Origin of the sequence: Sulfurimonas sp., from assembly GCF_023229105.1 — a bacterium.
Taxonomy (GTDB): Bacteria; Campylobacterota; Campylobacteria; order Campylobacterales; family Sulfurimonadaceae; genus Sulfurimonas.
Genome location: NZ_JALNZY010000006.1, coordinates 1 through 20,045, shown reverse-complemented (window position 1 = coordinate 20,045; position 20,045 = coordinate 1). Strand labels below are relative to the sequence as shown.

The window sequence follows — 20,045 nt, the reverse complement described above, 5'->3', positions numbered from 1 at the left end:
GTTAGTTACTTATTTTTTTGTCTTGCATTACGTCAAAAACGGTTAGTATTTTCTCTACTTTACGGAGTAAAATAGTATAAGCAACGATAGCCGGCATAGCGACTATTAGTCCCATTGCAGTAGCTTTTAGCGCAAGAGCAAGACCTACCATAATCTTCTTAGCATCTATAGCGCTCGCATCTCCCATCGTATAAAATGTAAGCATAATTCCTATGACAGTTCCCAAAAGACCGACATAAGGGGCATTTGAACCTATGGCGCTTATAGTGCTTATGTTGTCTGTTAAATCCATCTCTAGAGTATCTCTATGCGCATACTTTTGTACATCAACAGTAGCATAAAACATCATCCTCTCAATAAAGAGCCACAGAGTAACAATACTCATAACGACAAGAAGTCCTATAACACCATAATCAAGCGCTACTTCCGCATATGCTAAAATATTTTTTTCCACTAATTTTCCTTAAATTTTAATGTAACCGTTGTTCCTACATTTGGTTTGGATTTGAAACTGAGCGAAATGGCATTAGCATCACAAAATCTCTTTACCATACTAAGCCCGATACCAAAACCTCTCATATTTTTGTTGCTTTGATAGTAGTTGTCAAAAATTCTTAAAAGCTCCTCATCATCAATACCACAACCAAAATCTTGTATATGCAAGATATTATTTTCTAATCTTATACTTACTTTGTGAATATTTTGTGAATATTTCACAGCATTATCTATAAGATTATCAATTACTTTGGATAAGCCGATTTTATCATTATTTATCTGCGAGGGGGATAAATCAAGCTCAAACTCCATGTGCGTATAGATGCGGTTTAAAAAAGTAACCCTGTTTTGTACAAGTTCGCTTAGTTCAAATTTTTCGTATGCAATGTCGGAACTTTGAAGTTTTATCATATAGTCTAGTTCGTTGTATCGTTGCTGCATCATTTCGCATGCATTCTCAATTCTGTAGGTTCTTTTTAAATCCTTTTCACAGGTAAGGCTTTTTTTTAACATATGCATATTTGTCTTAATCGTGCTTATTGGAAGATTTAACTCATGAAGAGTCTCGGTCGAGAGATTTTGAAGATTTGTTACATGCTCAAAAAGCGGGTCGATAGAGAGTTTTGAGATAATTATACCTGCAAACACGCTTAGTACAAATAGTGTGAAAAATAGCAAGGAGATATTTTTAACCTCGGCAACGGAGATAGAGTAGTATAAAATTGCCATTAGTACAGTAACTGTAAGCATGTAGTAGATAAAGACAGTTATGCGAAGATTACGAAACAAGTCTGTATCCTATGCCTCTGATATTTTCAATGCCGATTTCCGGAACAAGCTGTTTTATTCGTGCTATATAGACCCTAATTGCTCCATCGCTTCCACCTTCATTGCTACTCCACAACTCATTTAAAATCATCTCTTTTGGCACGGTGTAGTCTATATGTTTCATAAGTAGTGCAAGAAGTTGATACTCTTTTTTGGAGAGATCTAACTCCATGTTTTTGTAAAGAATTCTCTTGTGAATCATGTCATGATAAAGCAGAGCAAAGGAGTTGCTTATGGTGCAATTTGTTCTTTTTAAAATTGCATTTATGCGTAAAAGCAACTCATCGGCATCAAAGGGTTTTCTCAAATAATCATCGGCACCGCTTAGAAAACCTCTCTTTAGCACCTCTTTATCTTTGTGGGATGTTAAAAATATAGCAGGAGTTTTATCAAGCGAATCTCTTAGCTCTTGTAAAAACGTAATACCGTTTATAATAGGGACATTAATATCCAATAGATAGAGGTCAAACTTTTTTCCAAAGGTAATATCTAGTGCACTTTGACCGTTTGTTGCGTGTGTGACTTGATGCTCTGCTTCTTGCAGAAGATCTATAAGCGTCTCTGCAAAAAGTATGTCATCCTCAAGTAGCAGTATTTTACTCAATGCTCTCAATCGCCCAGTTTATTACTTTGCCCGCATACATTGGGACAACACCGTTATAGGTTTCAGGTATAACAAAAGCTCTTTTATGCAAAACAACCTCTTTAAACTCCGGACAAATTCCATAGATATTTTGCGCATTGTCGCTTACAAAAGCTTGAAGATTCTCAAGCTTGTCATACTGTTCAAAAATTTCACATAGAAGTTGAAGTGCTATCGGTGCGCTAAAAACTCCTGCCGCACATGCCGAAGACTCTTTTTTGTCTTTTGAGTGAGGTGCCGAGTCTGAACCAAACATTACTTTTGGGTGCGCCTCAAGGGCGACGCTTAAGAGTGCATCTAAATCTTCTGGTCTTTTTGCAATTGGCTTGCAGAAGTTATGCGGCATCATCATCCCTCCTACAACATCATCAAGTGTTAAAAGAAGGTGATGCACGGTTATGGTAGCATATAAGTTTTTATGTTTATCTAGCATCAAAACTGCCGCTTTTGTTGTAATATGCTCCATAATGATTTTTAAATCTGGAAAGTTTGTAGCAAGAAGTTCATAGATGCTCATAAACTCAGCTTCTCTGTCCATCACAAAGCCGTCAGTTTCGCCATGCACGCAAAGAGGAATTCCAAGGATACTCATCGCCTCAAGTGTTTCGCGCATCTCCTCTATGTCAAATGATGAAACGCCGTCCTCAGAGTTTGTCGTAATTCCCGCAGGATAGAGCTTGATAGCCGTAATATAATCTTTTACATCAGCTAGAAATTTTTTGCTATAGTTTTTATAAAAAAGTGTCATGTAAGGCTCAAAATAGTCGTTTGGAGCCGCTAAGATGATACGCTCTTTATAAGCTTTTACATCCTCAAGCGTAGTAACTGGCGGAACAAGATTTGGCATGATTAGAGCGCCACTGAAACTATAAGCACTAAGAGGAGCAATATTTTCAAGCATGACTCCATCGCGAAGATGCAGGTGCATGTCAAGAGGCATTAAAAGTGTATGAGTTTTCATAGGGAATCCTTTGCATCTTGTATGAGGTTGTTAATCACTTTTTCGTAGAGTTTTACCTCTTCTTGCGAGGTTGATTCAAAGCGGGTTACTAAAACAGGAGTCGTGTTGCTCGCACGCACAAGCCCCCATCCACGCTCAAAATTTATGCGCACTCCATCGATATCTATAATATTTTTTATAGCAGGAAATGACTTGGGAGGGTTTTTGAGAAGCTCCTTAACTTTATCGATGATTTTAAACTTCTCGCTCTCGGTCGTATGCACCTTTATCTCCTCTGTTGAAAAAACTTTCGGAAGTTTTGCGAGCTCTGCATCTAAATCAATTCCATCATGTAGTAACTCTAACATTCTAAGGGTTGCGTAGATAGCATCATCATAGCCAAAGTAGCGATCTTTGAAAAATATATGTCCGCTCACTTCACAAGCAAGGTCTGCATCTACTTCCTGCATCTTTACCTTTATATTTGAGTGACCTGTTTTGTACATGATTGCAGTAGCCCCACGACGCTCTAGCTCATCATACATAACTTGCGAACACTTTACTTCGCCGACAACGGTAGGTTTATCCATCTTCATAGCAAATAAAAGAGCCATCATATCGCCTTTTATGTTGTTCTTGTGAGTAAGAACTGCGATTCTATCGGCATCTCCGTCGTATGCAAAAGCAATGTCCCCGTCAGTTTCTAGGAGGTTTTTTACATCTTCTAAATTGTGCTCATCGGAGGGATCTGGATGATGGTTTGGGAAAGTGCCATCAGGCTCGATGTACAGACCCTTTGTATTGAGCCTTAGGGTGTCAAAAATTCTCTCGGTAACGACTCCCGCAACTCCGTTTCCGCAGTCATATACGATTCGCGTGGGCATATCTCTGAGGTGAGAAAATTCGCTGATAAGGTAGTCCACATATCTTGTAACGGCATCTATCTCTGTTACATCTCTCTTTGGAATATGCGGAAACTCCATAGCCTCACACTCGCGACCGAGCGCATATATATCTTCTGCAAAAAAAGGCATCTTGTTGATAGTTATCTTAAAGCCGTTGTACTCGCTTGGGTTGTGAGAACCGGTAATCATAACCGAGGCAGATGGAGTGATGCCACTCCACTCTTGATAGGAGGTAAAGTAGTTTACAGGAGTAGGAACAAGCCCCATGTTCAAAACCTTTTTACCGCCGGCATTTAGTCCATGAGCAAGGTACTCAAAGAGGATAGGAGAGTGGCTTCTAGCATCATACCCGACGGCAACATATTCGCCTTTGATTTTTGAAGCAAGCGCGTAACCTATTCGCACAACACTCTGCTCATTTAACTCTTTTTCATAAATTCCCCTGATGTCATACTCTCTGTAAATACTCACAATATTTGCCTTTTATCAATTTATTGGTGTTATTTTACAATAAATCACTTTTGATTGGATAAACGAAGATGGATTTAGTCTCTAATTGTAAGTAAAGTATTTTAGTATACATAAAATAAAGTTCTTTTATGACTAAATAGCTGTATTGAGTTAGAATAAGAATAGCTTTTTTGTGATACAAAAATAATATTATCACAAAATAATACTTTATCTTTTTTATTTATTAATTACTTTTTATTATAATTAAAACAATGATGATATTTTCTTTATTACCCTTAAAGTGCCTATTTTTCGCATGTATATCTATGGTGTATTCTATTTTTATAATTTTACATAAATAAATTTATATAAAAATATAAAAATTGCTTTAAGAATATAGTATTATAATATTGAGTTAAAATATTAGATGTTGTTAAATGAATACTACTTCTAAAGGTTTTGTTGTTATGAAAGATTGTAAATCTATTTTGTTGTTATTTCTATATATTTTCTTTAGTTGCTCTCTTTATGCTGCAAGCGTAGTGGGGTCCAAACATGATTTGAGTATGTCAAATTATTATGGTTCTAATGGAGGTGAAAATACGGAAGTTTGCGTTTTTTGTCACACTCCGCACTCATCAAATAGCCAAGAGTTAAAAGATGGTCCGCTCTGGAACAGAAAATTAACCGATACATCAGTTTTTGAGATGTATAACGGAGCACCGGGTACGCCTTCTCATACATCTATGTTGTGTCTAAGCTGTCATGATGGAATAAGTTCTCAAGGAGTGAGTGCTGTTAGTGCATATGATGGTCACAATGTTCTTAATCCTCCAGGTTCCGGCACAGGAGGAACTATCTCTCTAAACTGTAAGGCTTGCCACCCTTTTAGTAGAGGTGAAGCGGGCATGTTTCCATCTGAAGTATGGCAAGTAGGACCTATCCTCTCTGACGACCATCCTGTTTCCATAGACTATGATGCTGCTGCAACTGCTAAGCCAAGTGAATTTAAAGCTGTTCCGGATTCTGATGTAAAACTATTTGGCGGGAAAGTTGAGTGTGCAACATGCCACAATGTGCATAATCCTGAATATGGACTTTTTTTAAGAAAACCAAATACCGGAAGCTCTGTATGTAATTCATGTCATATAAAATAAATATGTTTAAATGGCGATAAAAATTAAAATTTTAAAATATGATATTTTAGGAGGTTAGAAGTGTATGGCTCCGGATACTGGATTCGAACCAGTGACCAAGTGATTAACAGTCACCTACTCTACCGCTGAGCTAATCCGGAATGTTTGATAGGTCGGAATTATACTTAATGAGTTTTAAAAAGTCAAGATTTTTCTATGCTACTTTGTGCGTTTTCGCTTTTCATTTTCATTTAGGATAAAAAATTCTAAATTTCCGACTTTTTTAGTAACTATTTTGGAGCTTGAGATGAGTTTTTCAAGTCGTATTTTGCTTTTTTCATCAAAGAGCAGGTTGATGTCATCTATAGTTAGCGGTCTTTTGTCTAGCGTGTTTAAAATCTCTTCATCACTATAGTTAGAGTTGTTTGGTTCTGCGTGAACTCGTGAAGCTATATGAATAGGCAAGAAACTCTCAAAGAGCAGCGAGGCATCGTGAAGTTCCTTGTAGCTTAGTCCGCTTACTGGATAAGCAGGCGGTCTGTCTATCGTGCCCAAATCAATCCTAGCAACATCTAGTTTCAGCAGAACTTCGTTTAATTTTTTTATCTCATCTTCTGTGTCATTAAGCCCATGTACAAAGAGTATCTCTATGAAAAGTTTTCCTTTAAAAGCTTTGGAAAAATCTATCACTTTTTGGACAATATCTTTTATCTCTATCCCTACATGCGGTCTGTCTATTCTCTTAAAAACACTTTGGCTTATCGCATCAAGAGAGAGTTTGACTTGGTCAAGTTTTAAAAGGGAGTTAAAAACTTTTTCATCAACAAGTGTTGCGCTGTTTGTGAGGATGAGTGTTTGTGTACTATTTTTGATTTTGTTAATTTCATCTATGAGTTCATCCAGATATGGGTAGAGAGTCGGTTCCCCGTTTGCTGTTATGGTTATGACATCTATCTTGTCATTTAAATGCTCTTTTAGTTGGGCAATTATTGTGGATACTTCTACCACTTTTTTTTGCATGTCAGTTGTTGCACTTGGAGCTAGTTCACAGTAGAGGCAGTCAAAATTGCACTGTTTGAGGGCAGGGGAGAGGTCTATACCCAAAGAAGAACCAAATCTTCTTGAGTTTATAGGGCCAAAAATAGTCTTCACTTATTTTTTACTAACTCTATGACATTCAGCTATGAAATGTTTTGCATTTTCAACAGGAACATCAGGAAGAATTCCGTGACCGAGGTTAAAGATATGTCTTTTGCCGCCCATGATGCTCTGTAGCGCTTCTACACACTCTGTTGTTGCCTCTTTTGAGTAGAGTCTGCATGGCTCCATATTTCCTTGAAGAACATACTTATCGCCTAGTTTTTCTTTTGCAAGTCCCATTGGAGTAGACCAGTCAACGCCAAAAACTTCAAAATTTCCATACACTTTATCTAAAAATGCGGGAACTCCTTTTGGAAACATAATAATCGGAATATTCGGATATTTCCCTTTAAGATAATCGGCAATTTCTACCATGTACTTCCAAGAGAACTCATCATATTTTGAAGGCTCAATTGCAGCAGCCCATGAGTCAAATATCTGAACAACATCTATACCTGCTTGAATCTGTTTTTCCATATAGAGTTTTACAACCTCTGTCACTTTTGCTAAAATTTTGTGCAGAAGTTCAGGGTCTGAGTACATCATTTTTTTACAGATATTGTATGTCTTTGTACCTTCTCCTTCTATCATGTAGGTTGCAAGTGTCCAGGGAGCACCGCAAAATCCTATAAGAGCTTTGTCATCCGCTAACTGCTCTTTGATAAGTTTAATAGTGTCGTAAACATAAGTAAGTTTAGATGCAGCTTCTTCGCCGCCGAGGAGTCTATTTAAGTCAGCTTCTGTTTTAATAGGGTCGTTAAATTTTGGTCCCTCACCTTTGATAAACTCCAAATCCATTCCCATCTCATCAGGAATAACCAATATATCACTAAAGAGTATAGCTGCATCAACACCAACTATATTAACCGGTTGAAGAGTTACTTCGCAAGCTTTTTTTGGGTCATGGCATAAGTTTAGAAAATTTCCGGCTTGCGCACGCACTTCCATATACTCTGGGAGGTAGCGACCCGCTTGTCTCATCATCCAAACAGGAGTGTATGGAGTCTCCTTGCCAAAGCATGCATCTACAAATATTTTACTCATTTTAATCCTTCGTATAGTTTTATTTTTAGTGACTTTTTCCGACTTTGCTTAAAAAGTAAAGTCCTACAGCAACTGCTGTGATTGAAAGAGCTAGGTAGAGCAAATCTAGTGCACCGCTGTATGTAGTATGCCCGACTTTTTGGAAAAAACCAACAACCAAAACCATAACTATGACTTTAGATATTTTATCTTTTAGTTGATCTAGGGAGTGCACTGCTAGGAGTTGATTTTCACACCCATCTTTATCTTTTGCTGGATCGATATCTGAGATAAAGAGTTCATAAAGACCAAATGAAAAAATAATCATAACAACACCTATAAGATAAAGGTCAACGGCACCGATGATGCCTCCAACAAGCTCTTCATGAAAGTGTTCGGGATGTATATGTGTTATATATGTGTTAATAACATAAAGTGCAGTTTCATAAATATCAAAACTGGCAACAACAAAGAGCAAAACAGCGCCGATAAGACCAAAAACTACGGCAAGAATTATGATAAATCTTGAACCCCATAGACTTCTTTCAAAAAGTTTCTCTAACATTTTATTTTTCTTCTTCCATTTCTATCCATTTTTGAGCAATTCTAACGGCATTTGTCGCTGCACCGACTCTTAAGTTGTCGGCAACAATAAACATGTGAAGTATGTTTTTAGAGAAACTGTCATTTCTGATGCGCCCGACAAATGTCTCGTTTTTTCCTAAAGATGTTGCAGGCATTGGGTAGATAGACTCTGAGGGATTGTCTAAAATTATGATATTTGGAGCTTTTTTAAGCACCTCTCTGGCTTCATTTGCATTTATTTCATTTGCAAATGTAAGAGTCAGAGCCTCTGCATGACCGCGAAGAGTTGGAACACGAACACATGTAGCACTTAGAGGAATTTCTCTATGCATAATTTTTGTAGTCTCATTAACCATCTTCATCTCCTCTTTTGTGTAGCCGTTTTCTAAAAAAACGTCTATTTGAGGGATTACATTTAGAGCGATTTGGTGCTTAAATGCTTTGCGCTCGCTCTCGTCTAACTTAAATGAAAAGAAATCTTTCATCTGGTTGACAAGCTCTACCATGGCACTTTTTCCTGCACCTGAAGTTGCCTGATATGTGCTTACATCAACTCTTGTCAATTTGTATGCATCATCAAGAGGCTTTAGGGCTTGAACCATTTGGATTGTTGAGCAGTTTGGATTTGCGATAATTCCTGATTTTTTCCATTTTGCAATATCTTGCGGATTTACCTCAGGAACAACAAGCGGAATATTTTCATCCATTCTAAAGTGAGAGGTGTTGTCTATTACAACTGCGCCTGCTCTTACAGCAGCCCCTGCAAACTGAGCGCTGATGCTTCCACCTGCAGAAAAGAGGGCAATTTCGATATCCTCTTCCTCGAAAACAGTGTCAGTCAACTCTTTAATCGCTATCTCTTTGTTACCAAATTCTACGCTTTTGCCTAAACTTCTAGAGCTTGCGAGTGGCACAAGCTTGTTGATTGGAAAAGATACTTCATGCAAAATTGCCAATATCTCTTCCCCTACTGCTCCATTTGCTCCGACAACTGCTACATTATATTTTTTTGACATATCTACTCCTTATAGTTCATGATTTTTTATCTTTTTTTCTAAGCTTGCCTTGCTCATACCGAGTGTTTTAGAGGCTTTTTCAAGATTGCCTTGCGAAGAGAGTAAGACCTCTTGTATCAGCTCTTTTTCCATCTCTGTTATATCTCTTCTTTTTGCCAATCCTCTATATTCTAAAAATAGCTCTTGGGGCGTTATCTCCTCGTTCTCGCTAAGTATAACCGCTCTCTCGACAACAGACATAAGTTCTCTTATATTTCCCGGCCAGTGGTAATCAAGCAGCTGTTTTTGAGACTCATTTGAGAAGCTTTTTAAATCAAACCCATATTTTATACAATTTTGCTCTAAAATTTTTTGCGCTATCTGCAATATCTCATCTTTTCTCTCTCTTAGAGGCGCAATATTTATGGGAATTGTATTTAAACGAAAATAGAGGTCATCTCTAAATTCGCCGTTTTTTATCTTTTGACCTAAGTTTGCGTTAGTTGCAGAGATAACTCTGATATCAATTTTTATCTCTTTTGAGGAACCTAGTCTTCTTATCTCTTTCTCTTGAAGTGCACGAAGAATTTTAGCTTGAACACTGTATGGCATCTCGCCAATTTCATCCAAAAACAGCGTTCCTCCGTTAGCTAATTCAAACTGCCCTGCTTTTGCCTCGCTCGCATCAGTAAAGGCTCCCTTTTCAAAACCAAACAGTTCGCTCTCTATGAGGTTATCAGGAATTGCTGCCATGTTGATGGCAATAAATGGTTTTTTGGCTCTGGGGGAGTTCTCATGTATATAAGAAGCAAAGACCTCTTTTCCGACACCACTCTCGCCTAAAAGCAAAATACTTGCATCTGTCTTAGCAGCTTTATCTGCAATTTTTAGAGCAGATTCTAACGCTTTTGAAGTGCCTAAAAAACCATTAGTAGGGTTTTTGCTGCTTTTTTGAGGGATGCTTTTTTGCACCTTTTGTATTTTGTCTTCTCTTTTAATAGCACCTATGAGAGTATCTACATCAAAGGGTTTTAGTAAAAAATCTTTTACACCGAGGTGAATAGACTCTATAGCTCTTTGAAGAGTTGCATTTCCGGTCATTATTATGACTTCAAATTTGCCGCCAAGTGTTTTTATAAACTCAATGCCGTCCATTCCTGGCATATTAATATCTGTAATAATTAGGTTAAAACTCTCATCAATGCCCTTTAGTGCGTCTTTTGCATTTTTAAATGTTTGAATCTCAAACTCTTTATAGTCGCTCATAGCGATTTCAAGAGATTTTCTCATATTGATATCATCTTCGACTATTGCAATTTTCACTAAAAAACCTTAGAGTTTGAGTATTTTAATACCCTTATTTTAAAGGTGCAATGATAGCAAAATTATCATTAAAATCGACTTTGAAGCAAGTAGTTTTGAGTGTCATTATTGTTGTGAAGCTGTTTTGCATATTTATAGTTTTTTCATCATGATTTACATGAAGACCGAGTTTGTGAATATACTCTATAAATTCTTCAGGGTTTTTACTGAGGAGTTCTTTTAAGTCCCCTTGCGCGCTATTTTGCAAAATAAACTCTTCTTGTGGTTTGCCTTGGCATTTTGTCATAGCTTTGGATACTAGAAGTGTCTCATTGTAAAGAGTTGCGTCTTTTACTATATATTTGTAGGAGATAAGATACTCGTCTGCACAGAGTGCAAGCGAGTTAAAGAGTATTATTGAACAAAGTCTGAGTGAGAAATTAAGATTTCCATCTCTACTTCGCATAAGCCCTCTTTGAAAGTTGTTTCAACAATGTCGGCATTTCTTACCATCGCTTGAACATACGTGCGAACTGTTGATCTTTGAACCATCATATTTTTGATAGTATCTTGTCCATCTATGCGAACACCCTTTACTTTTTCGGCGATTGCTCTATAAGCATCAGCAATAGCCGCTCTTTTTGCAAGTGCGTACGCTTGAGCGGGAGAAGAGGTGTTCATTGGTGCAACACCTTGTCCGACAACAGAGATATGTATAGTTTTGTTTTTTTCTAAAACTTCTTCTTCGGCTATGTCAGAAGCTATCTTAGAAGCTATCTCTTCTTCTTTTTGAGCCTTAGCAACAGCGAGTTCTTCTGCAACTCTTTGGTTCTCTTGTTTTATTTGAGCCACTTCAGCTTTAACTTTAGCAAGTTCAGCATTTGTTTGCTCAATAACTGCAATATCTACTGTGCTAGTTTTATCTGCACCCATTAGAGTTGAAACACTCAAAAGTATCGCAACTAATATAAAAGATTTCATTGTTTGTCCCTTGACATGGTTTTTATATTGCTACAATAGCAACTATTATTCCAATTCGTTTAATTCAAGAAGAGAGTCGTCGCCTTCCTCATCTTCAATCGGCTGTTTCGGACAACGAGAAACATTCGCCACATCATCGCCTTTAACTATATAAACACCGCTTGTATTTCTGCTTGATTTGGAGATAGTTTGCATATCTACTCTTATCATCTTGCCTGCTTTTGTAAGTGCCATCATGTCCATGTTTTCATCGACCATAAGACATCCAACTACATATTTTCCTGTTTTTTGAGTCATTTTCATAGCAATAACACCGCTTCCGCCACGGTTAGTCAAACGATATTCTCCCGCATCAGTACGCTTACCGATACCTTTTTCGCTAACTATTAAAATTTCCTCTTCATCGCTTGCAATTATGTTTGCATCAACTACTTCATCAGAAGTATGTTTAAACTTGATGCCTCGAACTCCTCTTGTATTTCTTCCCTGATCACGAGTTTTCTCTATGTCAAATTTTATACACTGCGCAAGTTTTGTTACGATAAATAGATATTTTATGCTTCTGTCTGCAATTTTAGCCGTTATGATAGAGTCATCATCATCAAGACTTATAGCTCTAACCCCGTTACTTCTTATATTGGAGAATTCGCTTAAGTTTGTTCTTTTTACAACGCCCTTTTTAGTGAAAAATACAAGAGATTTCTCTTCACTGAAGTCTGTTGTAGGGTTGATTGATTGAATTTGCTCCTCTGCAACTAGGTTAAGCAGGTTTACAACCGCCTTGCCTTTTGCAGTTCTGCTTCCCTCAGGGATTTTGTACACTTTTAGCCAGTGGAGTTGCCCGCGGTCTGTTACAAAAAGAAGTGTGTCATGTGTATTACAGGTAAAGAATCTCTCAATAAAGTCATCTTCGTAGGTAGTAACTGCTATCTTGCCTTTACCGCCTCTTTTTTGTTTTTCATACTGCGCCAAAGGAACTCTTTTGATGTAACCTCTGTGAGTGATAGTTACAACCATAGGCTCATTTGGAATTAAATCTTCTATGTCTATATCGTCGTAATCATCCTCAATGTCGGTTCTTCTAGCATCTGTATAAGTAGAGAGAATCTCATCAAACTCTTGATCTATGATGCCGTGTAAAACTTCTTCACTTTTTAAAATTGATTCTAAATACTCTATAAGTGCAAGAAGTTCAAGAAGCTCATTCTCGATTTTTTCACGCTCTAAACCTGTAAGTCTTCCAAGGCGCATATCTACGATGCTTTGCGCTTGAATTGGCGTAAAATCAAACTCTGAAATCAAGTTGTCTCTTGCATCTTCGATACTTTTGCTTGACTTGATAACTCTGATAATCTCATCAATAATATCAAGCGCTTTTTTTAGACCCTCTAAGATATGCGCTCTAGCTTTTGCTTTTTCAAGGTCAAAAATAGTACGGCGAATAATAATAGTTTTACGGTGATTTATAAAGTGTTTTAGTATATCGATAATGCCAAAAATTCTCGGTTCTTGATTTAATATAGATAGCATGATGATACCAAAAGTAGTCTGCATACTTGTCTGCTTGAAGAGGTTGTTAAGAACTATTTCGCTCATTGCATCTTTTTTTAGCTCAATTACAACGCGGATACCGTCACGGTCAGATTCGTCACGAATCTCTGAAATACCATCAATCATCTTATCTTTTACTAAGTTGGCGATATTTTCTATTAAGCGGGCTTTGTTTACCTGATAAGGAAGCTCGTCAATTACGATAACATCTCTGTTGCCTTTTTTCTCAATATGAGTTTTGGCACGAACTTTTATGCGTCCGCGACCTGTCTCATATGCATCCATAATCCCTTTTTTGCCAAATATTGTCCCGCCTGTAGGAAAATCCGGAGCTTTAATATGTTCCATTAAATCATAAAGCTCAATATCAGGATCTGCTAAAAGTGCTTTTAATCCCATCATAATCTCTTGAGGATTATGCGGAGGAATATTTGTCGCCATACCTACAGCAATCCCCGAAGAGCCATTTATAAGTATGTTTGGTACTCTAGTTGGCATAACATCAGGTTCAACAGTAGTTCCGTCATAGTTTTCAATCATATTAACAGTGTTTTTTTCCAAATCTTTTAGAAGTTCACCTGCATATTTTGTCATTCTAGCTTCAGTATAACGCATAGCTGCTGCATTGTCGCCATCAATCGAACCAAAGTTTCCTTGCCCATCAACAAGTTTCATTCTCATGGAGAAGTCTTGAGCCATACGAACAAGTGCATCATAAACTGCAGTATCCCCATGCGGGTGATACTGACCGATAACGTCACCTACGATACGCGCAGATTTTTTAAACTTTGCGCCATATGAAAGGTTAAGTTTGTCCATAGCGTACAAGATTCTTCTGTGAACAGGCTTAAGTCCGTCACGCACATCAGGAAGCGCACGACCTACGATTACGCTCATAGAGTAGTCAAGGTAACTGTTTTGAAGAGTCTCTTCAATGTTTATAGTCTGTATATTATCATTGTCTAGCAAGTTTCCCATATATAACACCTAATCTTTATAAATTGAAAAATGAATTCTATGGATGATATCTCATTGTCGCTTAAGAATTGCGTAAAGGTATAAAAGTTTCTTTGTAATTTTAAGATAGCGTGAAAATGTGTTGCAAACTAATAGTTGATTAAAAAATAATCAGTTTTCTATCATATAATTATTTTGGAAGCTATATAATTTTGTTAGATTAAAAAAAGGATTTAGTGATGAAAATATTTTTATTTAGTTTGCTGTATTTGCCCTCTTTTGTATTTGCTGAGGATGTGTTAAATAGCGGCGATACTGCATGGATGCTTGTTGCCACTGCATTTGTTATGCTTATGACACCTGCCGGATTAGCACTATTTTACGGTGGCTTGACTCGCTCTAAAAATGTACTAAACACAATAGGTATGAGTTTGGGTGCTTATGCAGTTGGAACTTTAGTATGGGTGCTTGTCGGTTACTCTATTGCTTTTGGAGAAGGTAATTTAATCGGTAGCGGGAAGGTGCTTTTATCTGGAATTACATCAGAAACTTTAAGCGGGACGATTCCTGAGCTTCTTTTTGTAGCTTTTCAGGGGACTTTTGCGGCTATCGCAGTTGCAATTGCTAGCGGATCTATGATAGAGAGAGTTAAATTTTCAACCTTTATAGTGTTTGCCTCTTTATGGATAGCTGTAGTTTACGCACCAATCACGCATTGGACTTGGGGTGGAGGAGAGACTCTTAACTTCGGTGAGATGGATTTTGCAGGAGGAACGGTTGTTCATTTAAATGCAGGTATTGCAGGATTGGTTGTGGCTTTAATACTTGGGCGCAGAAGAGATTACGGCAAAGTTGCTATAAAGCCGTTTTCACCTGTACTAGTAGCACTTGGTGCAGCACTGCTGTGGTTTGGATGGTTTGGTTTTAATGCCGGCTCAGAGTTAGCTGCAGACGGTGTTGCTGCATCTGCATTTTTGGTTACAAATGTTTCTGCTGCACTTGGTGTTATTGGTTGGATTATTGCCGAGTGGTTTGTCTATAAGAAGGCTACCCTCGTTGGAGGTGCATCCGGTGCTGTTGCCGGTTTGGTGGCAATAACTCCTGCCTCAGGCAGTGCTGGTGTCGAGGGAGCTATAATTATCGGTTTAATCGGCGGTATTTTGGGCTTTTTAGCTGTTGCAAAACTTAAAAATATGTTTAAAGTAGATGATGCTTTGGACGCTTTTTGGATTCATGGATTAGTTGGTATTTGGGGCTCAATTGCTACAGCTATATTTATAGCACCTTATGCGGTGCCGCAAGAGTACAACATGGCTTCACAGCTTCTAAGCCAGTTTAAGGCAATCTCTCTAACAATTGCATACAGCGCCGTTGCGACAGCAGTTGTTTATTTTATTGCTTCAACGCTTACAGGCGGAGGCAGAGTTGATGACGATAGCGAGAGCAGAGGGCTTGATGAGACTTTTCATGGCGAAAAGGCATTAAACCTATAATTTGAACGCCGAGGGAAGTAATTCCCTCAGCTATGCTTGCCGCTAAGACACTAAAGCTAACTCCGTAAAGGAGTAGATCTATAGTAGTTGTGTAAAAACATAAAAACGGTTACAATTTTAAACTTGATTTGGAGATATTATGATGAAAAAAATAGAGGCGGTTATAAAGCCATTTAAACTAGAAGATATAAAGGATGCTTTGGCAGAGATAGGAATTACAGGCATGACGGTAAGCGAAGTGAAGGGTTATGGTCGTCAAAAGGGGCATAGTGAACTTTATCGCGGTGCTGAGTATGTTGTAGATTTTCTGCCAAAGATAAAATTGGAAATGGTAGTTAACGACGATAGTGTAGAGCAGGTTATAGATACTATTGTAGAAGCTGCTAGAACAGGCAAGATAGGTGATGGCAAAATATTTGTAACGGATATTGAGAAGATTATTCGCATTCGTACAGGTGAGACTGACAGCGAAGCTATATAGTCACTAGAAAAAGGATTTTTTTCCTTTTTCCAAAGTAACTGATTAAAAATTAATCAGTTACAAAACAGCAAAAGCAGTATCAAAAAATATAAATTTCTTTAATACTTTAAAAGTGATGAAGCGCAACTTATCGGGCTGAGTATTAACGAATGCGGGGTTGAATTTTATCCGAAGTTTAAAAATGCAAGATAGATTTTTTCCATTTAACAAAGCAGTAACAATCTTTTTGTTATTATCTCATTTATGATTAGACACAAAAGTTCCTTTTTTATATCACTTAGCATTCATGCGTTATTATTTATTAGTCTATACTTCGCGTGGAGTGGCATTTCAAAAGTACAAAGAACTCACTTAGAACATAAAATTTGTGTAGAGTTATGCAGAGTTGAGCATCAACAAAAATCTATAGAGCCAGTAAAAGAGCAGATAGCAAAACCACAACCTAAAATAGAACCAAAACAAAAGCCAAAACCGATAATAAAACAGGCTCTACCCAAACAAATTCAAGAGACTCCAAAAGAGATATCCCCAGAGATAGCGGAGATTTCACAAGACAAACCTAACCCAATATCAAAAGTAGAAATTACCAAAAACGAAGAAGCGCTAACCCATGTTCTTTTAAAACCTAAAAAAGAAGATGTCAAGCAAGAGCAGGATGGAAGTAAAGATCAGTATATCAAAATAAATACCCAAAAAATAAGTGAACTTATAAGAGACAATCTTTACTATCCCATTGCGGCGCGTAAGAGAAATATCACGGGCAGAGTAAGTATAAGATTTACTTTAGGAGTTGATGCAAAAGTTTACTATATTAAAGTAGTTGATTCAAGCAGTGACATTTTAAGCCGCGCGGCTGTTAAGACTATAGAGGAACTCTCAGGAAAATTTCCAAAGCCAGAGCAAGAAATTACCTTGAATCTGCCAATTGATTATGCACTGAATTGAACCTTTTTAATCTGAAAATAAGTTTATTGTTTAATAAGGGAGCTTAAGTGATAATGTGTTTTTTAAAAATTAGGAATTAAGATATATGAGATGTAAACATAACGACAATCATCACCATCATCCTTTAGCAAACAAGGGGCATGAAGATGCGCACGGACATTCGCATGACCATAGTACCACTAAAGATAAAAAGCTTTTAAAAATCTCTTTTATTATAACTTTTGTGGTTATGATAGTTGAGATAGTAGGTGGGATTTATGTAAACTCTCTTGCACTTATCAGTGATGCAATTCACATGTTTACCCATGCTTTTGCGCTTGGACTCTCACTTTTTGCGCTTGTTATCTCTACAAAAAAGCTTGATGATAAGAAGTCGTTTGGCTACTTTAGAGCTGAGGTGTTAGCGGCATTTATTAACGGTCTTACCATTGCACTCTCAGTTTTGTGGATAGTTTATGAAGCGATAATGCGACTCTTGCATCCAGAGGAGATACTCGCAAGCGCAACTATTTTTATAGCTACATTAGGATTGGTTGTAAATGTAATTACGGGGCTTATACTTTTAAGAGCAAATCATGACAACATCAACATAAAATCCGCATTTTTGCATATGCTAGCAGATACAATCTCCTCTGTGGCTATTATCTTAGGCGCTATTGTTATCTACTATACACAATTCTATATACTCGATACCATTTTGGCTCTGCTTGTAGCTCTTGTGATAGCAAAATGGGCAAAAGACCTGCTTAGTAACTCCATACATGTTCTTTTAGAGGGTTCTCCCCATAATCCCCAAGAGATAAAGAGCGCTATTTTAGAGGAGTTTAAATATATAGTCGATCTGCATGATATACACTGCTGGGAGATTTCGCACAACTACTACTATCTTACATGCCATATAGTTTTAGACTCTAAAGAGCAGATGCTATATAACGATACTATTGTTAATGTCGGCAAATTCTTAGAGCATAAATTTAACATAGGGCATGTAACTATACAGATAGAGTTTGAGTAAGTAGAGATTATTTATGATCTCACTTGATTTCTGCCGCCTCTTTTTGCTTCATAAAGCTTTTCGTCGGCTCTTTTTATAGTCTCTTGGATTGCCTCGTCATTTTCATGAAGTGCAACACCAAAACTACAAGTGATAGCAGGTATATTTTCAGGCTTGTCATTTTGTATCACAAATCTTAAATGCTCCGCTTGTCTTATGACATCTTCGATAGTTTTAGCGTACATAATAATAATGAACTCTTCGCCTCCCCATCTTATTAGCTTGTCATCTTTTCTTATGAAACGGCTGACAGTATTGACTAAATTTTTTAGAACCATATCTCCAACATCGTGACCATAGCTGTCATTTACAATTTTAAAGAGATCAATATCAAAAATCATGATTCCGGTTTTGCCGTTTTGTTTTTCGTTGTTGTGGATTATGCTTTTTATTGAGGAGTCGAAAAATGTCCTGTTGTAGGCGTTTGTAAGTTGATCTTTAACAGCCTTTATCTCTAGTTGCAACTTTTCAAACATAGTATCACTTATATCACTAAAGTTGATGATATATGTTTGCGGGTCATAGTTGTTAATAGAGACTGAAAATGCATGTGCTGTTTTATTTTTGTTTTGCATGGAGACAATTCTCTCTCTGCCGGGGAGATTTAGCAAACTTCTTACCCAGTGATCCTCTTTGGGCAGCATTTTTCCCATATGGAAGAAAGCATTATCTTGCATAAACATGGCGCATATGCAGGTGTGTTCTTTTGAAAACGACTCTAAATCCTCATACCCAAAAAAATCAAAAAACTTCTGATTTGCAAAGAGCATTTTAGTTTCATCCGACAAAATAACAATGCTATCTTGCAGGTCTATAAATTTGCGTAGTTTGTCCAAACTGTTCTTTTGGTAAGTAATATCTGAGATGATGCCCTCTAGAGTTTGCAACCCATCCTCGCTTGTTCTTCTTTTGCCGCTTTCGCGAACCCATACAGTATCCCCAATAGAGTTTAAAATCCTATACTCCATAGTATATTCACTCTCATTTTTTAGAGCTTCTTTGATTTTTGAGATAACAGTTTGTTTATCACTCGGGTGAATTATATCTCTATAATTTTTGATTTTATTTAGTATAAAACTTTGTGCTTTGTAGCCGGTTATTTTATAGACGGCTCTGTTTATAAAAAGCATCGTCATTTCAGTATTAGTTTTACATCTAAATATAATATCCGGAATATTGTCAACTATGGATTGGAGTTCATTTTTTATATGAGATATCTTCTCTTCATAAGCAATAAGATTTGTTATATCTTGAACCGTTCCCATAGTGTGAATATGTTCACCTTTTACATTATAAGTGTGATGCCCAATCTCATTTAAATAAGCAATCGAGCTATCTGCTCTTACTATTCTGTGCTGAATATGATAGTTACTTTTTGTCTCTATCGACTCAATAAAGGCTTTTTTTAGTTCTTCTTTATCATCTGGGTGGACATAACTTAAAAAAATCTCATAAGTCGGCTCAAAAGAGTGCGGCTTTTGATGTAAAATAGCATAGGTTTCATCACTCCATGTCAACCTATTTATTTTTACATCAAGTTCCCAAGAACCAAGCTTTGCAATATGCTCTACCTCCTTGAGTAAAATATTATTTTTTTTCAGTATTTCATGCTTTTTTTGAATTTTATAGTAAAAAAATGTAAGCAGAGCAAGAAAAAAGATAACAATTACATTTATAAACCTATTTTTTTTAAACATAAATTCAAGCGATGAATTTGGACGACTAACCATTATATATGCTACTTGTTGGTTTGAGTATTTGTTTATAATAGGGATAAATGTAGTCATATAAAACTTATCATCAAGGCATGAAAAGAAACTAAATCCGTAACCTAGTGAGATGCTCTCTTTTAGTTTTGAGTAATTTGCGGTTAATTTTTCAATAAGCTTATTTCCCTCTTGAGATATGCTCTTTTCATAGAGATATTCATGGCTAATATTGCTTTGAGTATAGTTGTGTTTCTCATTAGCAAAAACCTTTTTCTCAACTATGTCTTTTTTGATGATAAACTCCACATCAGCAGCAGCCTCATCTTTTAGCTGTTTAACTATCTCTTGCATAGAGACTGAGATTTCAACACTTCCATAGTGTTTATCTCCATCTAAAACAGGGTAGACAAATCTATATCCATTATAGATTCT

At 36.9% G+C, this 20,045-nt stretch carries 19 protein-coding genes and 1 tRNA gene; 5 read left to right on the top strand and 15 right to left on the bottom strand.

The annotated features are described in order from the left end of the window. Nucleotide 1: 1 nt before the first annotated feature. Genes exbB through M0Q17_RS01600 form a run of 5 tightly spaced genes read right to left on the bottom strand, consistent with a single transcriptional unit; the run spans nt 2 to nt 4,282 of the window. The gene (gene exbB, locus M0Q17_RS01620) at nt 2–454 is read right to left on the bottom strand and encodes a TonB-system energizer ExbB (RefSeq protein WP_295082612.1); all 453 of its coding nucleotides are present in this window, start codon (nt 452–454) and stop codon (nt 2–4) included. After that, entirely contained in the window at nt 454–1,284 is an 831-nt protein-coding gene (locus M0Q17_RS01615) for a HAMP domain-containing sensor histidine kinase (protein ID WP_295082610.1), read from the bottom strand. Before M0Q17_RS01615 ends, exbB begins: the two co-directional genes overlap by 1 nt. Further along, nucleotides 1,274–1,927, bottom strand: coding sequence for a response regulator transcription factor (locus M0Q17_RS01610; protein WP_295082608.1), 654 nt, complete (start codon nt 1,925–1,927; stop codon nt 1,274–1,276). The genes M0Q17_RS01615 and M0Q17_RS01610 overlap by 11 nt, the downstream gene beginning before the upstream one ends. Then, entirely contained in the window at nt 1,920–2,927 is a 1,008-nt protein-coding gene (gene pyrC / locus M0Q17_RS01605) for a dihydroorotase (RefSeq protein ID WP_295082606.1), read from the bottom strand. The genes M0Q17_RS01610 and pyrC overlap by 8 nt, the downstream gene beginning before the upstream one ends. Then, a complete protein-coding gene (locus M0Q17_RS01600) occupies nt 2,924–4,282 on the bottom strand; it encodes a phosphomannomutase/phosphoglucomutase (protein ID WP_295082604.1) in 1,359 nt (452 codons plus the stop codon). The genes pyrC and M0Q17_RS01600 overlap by 4 nt, the downstream gene beginning before the upstream one ends. Before the next feature lie 446 nt (nt 4,283–4,728). Here M0Q17_RS01600 and M0Q17_RS01595 point away from each other — a divergent pair, with 446 nt between their 5' ends. Next, nucleotides 4,729–5,418 (top strand): cytochrome c3 family protein, encoded by a 690-nt coding sequence (locus M0Q17_RS01595; RefSeq protein ID WP_295082602.1) that lies wholly within the window; start codon nt 4,729–4,731, stop codon nt 5,416–5,418. A 65-nt stretch (nt 5,419–5,483) separates the two neighbouring features. On the opposite strand, the gene M0Q17_RS01590 is transcribed toward M0Q17_RS01595, so the two are convergent. From M0Q17_RS01590 to gyrA, 9 genes are all read right to left on the bottom strand, one after another. Further along, a tRNA-Asn gene (locus M0Q17_RS01590) sits at nt 5,484–5,558 on the bottom strand. 58 nt (nt 5,559–5,616) lie between these two features. Then, entirely contained in the window at nt 5,617–6,549 is a 933-nt protein-coding gene (locus M0Q17_RS01585; protein ID WP_295082601.1) for a radical SAM protein, read from the bottom strand. Then, nucleotides 6,550–7,581 (bottom strand): uroporphyrinogen decarboxylase, encoded by a 1,032-nt coding sequence (gene hemE / locus M0Q17_RS01580; RefSeq protein ID WP_295082598.1) that lies wholly within the window; start codon nt 7,579–7,581, stop codon nt 6,550–6,552. It abuts the gene before it with no gap. Between the two features lie 25 nt (nt 7,582–7,606). Further along, nucleotides 7,607–8,125, bottom strand: a complete 519-nt coding sequence (locus M0Q17_RS01575; protein WP_295082596.1) for a YqhA family protein — start codon at nt 8,123–8,125, stop codon at nt 7,607–7,609. 1 nt (nt 8,126) lies between these two features. After that, complete coding sequence (locus M0Q17_RS01570) at nt 8,127–9,161, bottom strand: aspartate-semialdehyde dehydrogenase (protein ID WP_295082594.1); 1,035 nt, start codon at nt 9,159–9,161, stop codon at nt 8,127–8,129. Between the two features lie 9 nt (nt 9,162–9,170). Continuing rightward, nucleotides 9,171–10,463, bottom strand: a complete 1,293-nt coding sequence (locus M0Q17_RS01565) for a sigma-54 dependent transcriptional regulator (protein WP_295082592.1) — start codon at nt 10,461–10,463, stop codon at nt 9,171–9,173. Nucleotides 10,464–10,497: 34 nt separating this feature from the next. Then, complete coding sequence (locus M0Q17_RS01560) at nt 10,498–10,908, bottom strand: hypothetical protein (RefSeq protein ID WP_295082590.1); 411 nt, start codon at nt 10,906–10,908, stop codon at nt 10,498–10,500. Beyond that, on the bottom strand, nt 10,857–11,423 hold the full coding sequence (locus M0Q17_RS01555; protein ID WP_295082588.1) for an LPP20 family lipoprotein: 567 nt from the start codon (nt 11,421–11,423) through the stop codon (nt 10,857–10,859). The genes M0Q17_RS01560 and M0Q17_RS01555 overlap by 52 nt, the downstream gene beginning before the upstream one ends. 45 nt (nt 11,424–11,468) lie before the next feature. Then, the gene (gyrA, locus tag M0Q17_RS01550; protein WP_295082587.1) at nt 11,469–13,952 is read right to left on the bottom strand and encodes a DNA gyrase subunit A; all 2,484 of its coding nucleotides are present in this window, start codon (nt 13,950–13,952) and stop codon (nt 11,469–11,471) included. A 218-nt stretch (nt 13,953–14,170) separates the two neighbouring features. Between gyrA and M0Q17_RS01545 the strand changes: the two genes are divergently transcribed. The 4 genes from M0Q17_RS01545 to M0Q17_RS01530 all read left to right on the top strand — a co-directional run bounded on the left by M0Q17_RS01545 (nt 14,171) and on the right by M0Q17_RS01530 (nt 17,865). Continuing rightward, on the top strand, nt 14,171–15,424 hold the full coding sequence (locus M0Q17_RS01545; RefSeq protein ID WP_295082585.1) for an ammonium transporter: 1,254 nt from the start codon (nt 14,171–14,173) through the stop codon (nt 15,422–15,424). Between the two features lie 142 nt (nt 15,425–15,566). Further along, entirely contained in the window at nt 15,567–15,905 is a 339-nt protein-coding gene (locus M0Q17_RS01540; RefSeq protein ID WP_295082662.1) for a P-II family nitrogen regulator, read from the top strand. Nucleotides 15,906–16,148: 243 nt separating this feature from the next. Beyond that, nucleotides 16,149–16,850, top strand: a complete 702-nt coding sequence (locus M0Q17_RS01535) for a TonB family protein (RefSeq protein WP_295082583.1) — start codon at nt 16,149–16,151, stop codon at nt 16,848–16,850. 85 nt (nt 16,851–16,935) lie between these two features. Next, nucleotides 16,936–17,865 (top strand): cation diffusion facilitator family transporter, encoded by a 930-nt coding sequence (locus M0Q17_RS01530; RefSeq protein WP_295082581.1) that lies wholly within the window; start codon nt 16,936–16,938, stop codon nt 17,863–17,865. Nucleotides 17,866–17,876: 11 nt separating this feature from the next. Here M0Q17_RS01530 and M0Q17_RS01525 read toward each other — a convergent pair. Beyond that, on the bottom strand, nt 17,877–20,045 hold a 2,169-nt coding region (locus M0Q17_RS01525), incomplete at its 5' end, for a sensor domain-containing diguanylate cyclase (RefSeq protein WP_295082579.1).

Excerpts from the sequence above, each read along its gene's own strand:
- gyrA (WP_295082587.1), bottom strand. The coding sequence starts at position 13,952 with ATGGGAAACTTGCTAGACAATGATAATATACAGACTATAAACATTGAA.
- M0Q17_RS01560 (WP_295082590.1), bottom strand. The coding sequence starts at position 10,908 with ATGCGAAGTAGAGATGGAAATCTTAATTTCTCACTCAGACTTTGTTCA.
- M0Q17_RS01540 (WP_295082662.1), top strand. The coding sequence starts at position 15,567 with ATGAAAAAAATAGAGGCGGTTATAAAGCCATTTAAACTAGAAGATATA.
- M0Q17_RS01595 (WP_295082602.1), top strand. The coding sequence starts at position 4,729 with ATGAAAGATTGTAAATCTATTTTGTTGTTATTTCTATATATTTTCTTT.
- M0Q17_RS01545 (WP_295082585.1), top strand. The coding sequence starts at position 14,171 with ATGAAAATATTTTTATTTAGTTTGCTGTATTTGCCCTCTTTTGTATTT.
- M0Q17_RS01555 (WP_295082588.1), bottom strand. The coding sequence starts at position 11,423 with ATGAAATCTTTTATATTAGTTGCGATACTTTTGAGTGTTTCAACTCTA.
- M0Q17_RS01535 (WP_295082583.1), top strand. The coding sequence starts at position 16,149 with ATGATTAGACACAAAAGTTCCTTTTTTATATCACTTAGCATTCATGCG.
- M0Q17_RS01575 (WP_295082596.1), bottom strand. The coding sequence starts at position 8,125 with ATGTTAGAGAAACTTTTTGAAAGAAGTCTATGGGGTTCAAGATTTATC.
- hemE (WP_295082598.1), bottom strand. The coding sequence starts at position 7,581 with ATGAGTAAAATATTTGTAGATGCATGCTTTGGCAAGGAGACTCCATAC.
- M0Q17_RS01530 (WP_295082581.1), top strand. The coding sequence starts at position 16,936 with ATGAGATGTAAACATAACGACAATCATCACCATCATCCTTTAGCAAAC.
- pyrC (WP_295082606.1), bottom strand. The coding sequence starts at position 2,927 with ATGAAAACTCATACACTTTTAATGCCTCTTGACATGCACCTGCATCTT.
- M0Q17_RS01570 (WP_295082594.1), bottom strand. The coding sequence starts at position 9,161 with ATGTCAAAAAAATATAATGTAGCAGTTGTCGGAGCAAATGGAGCAGTA.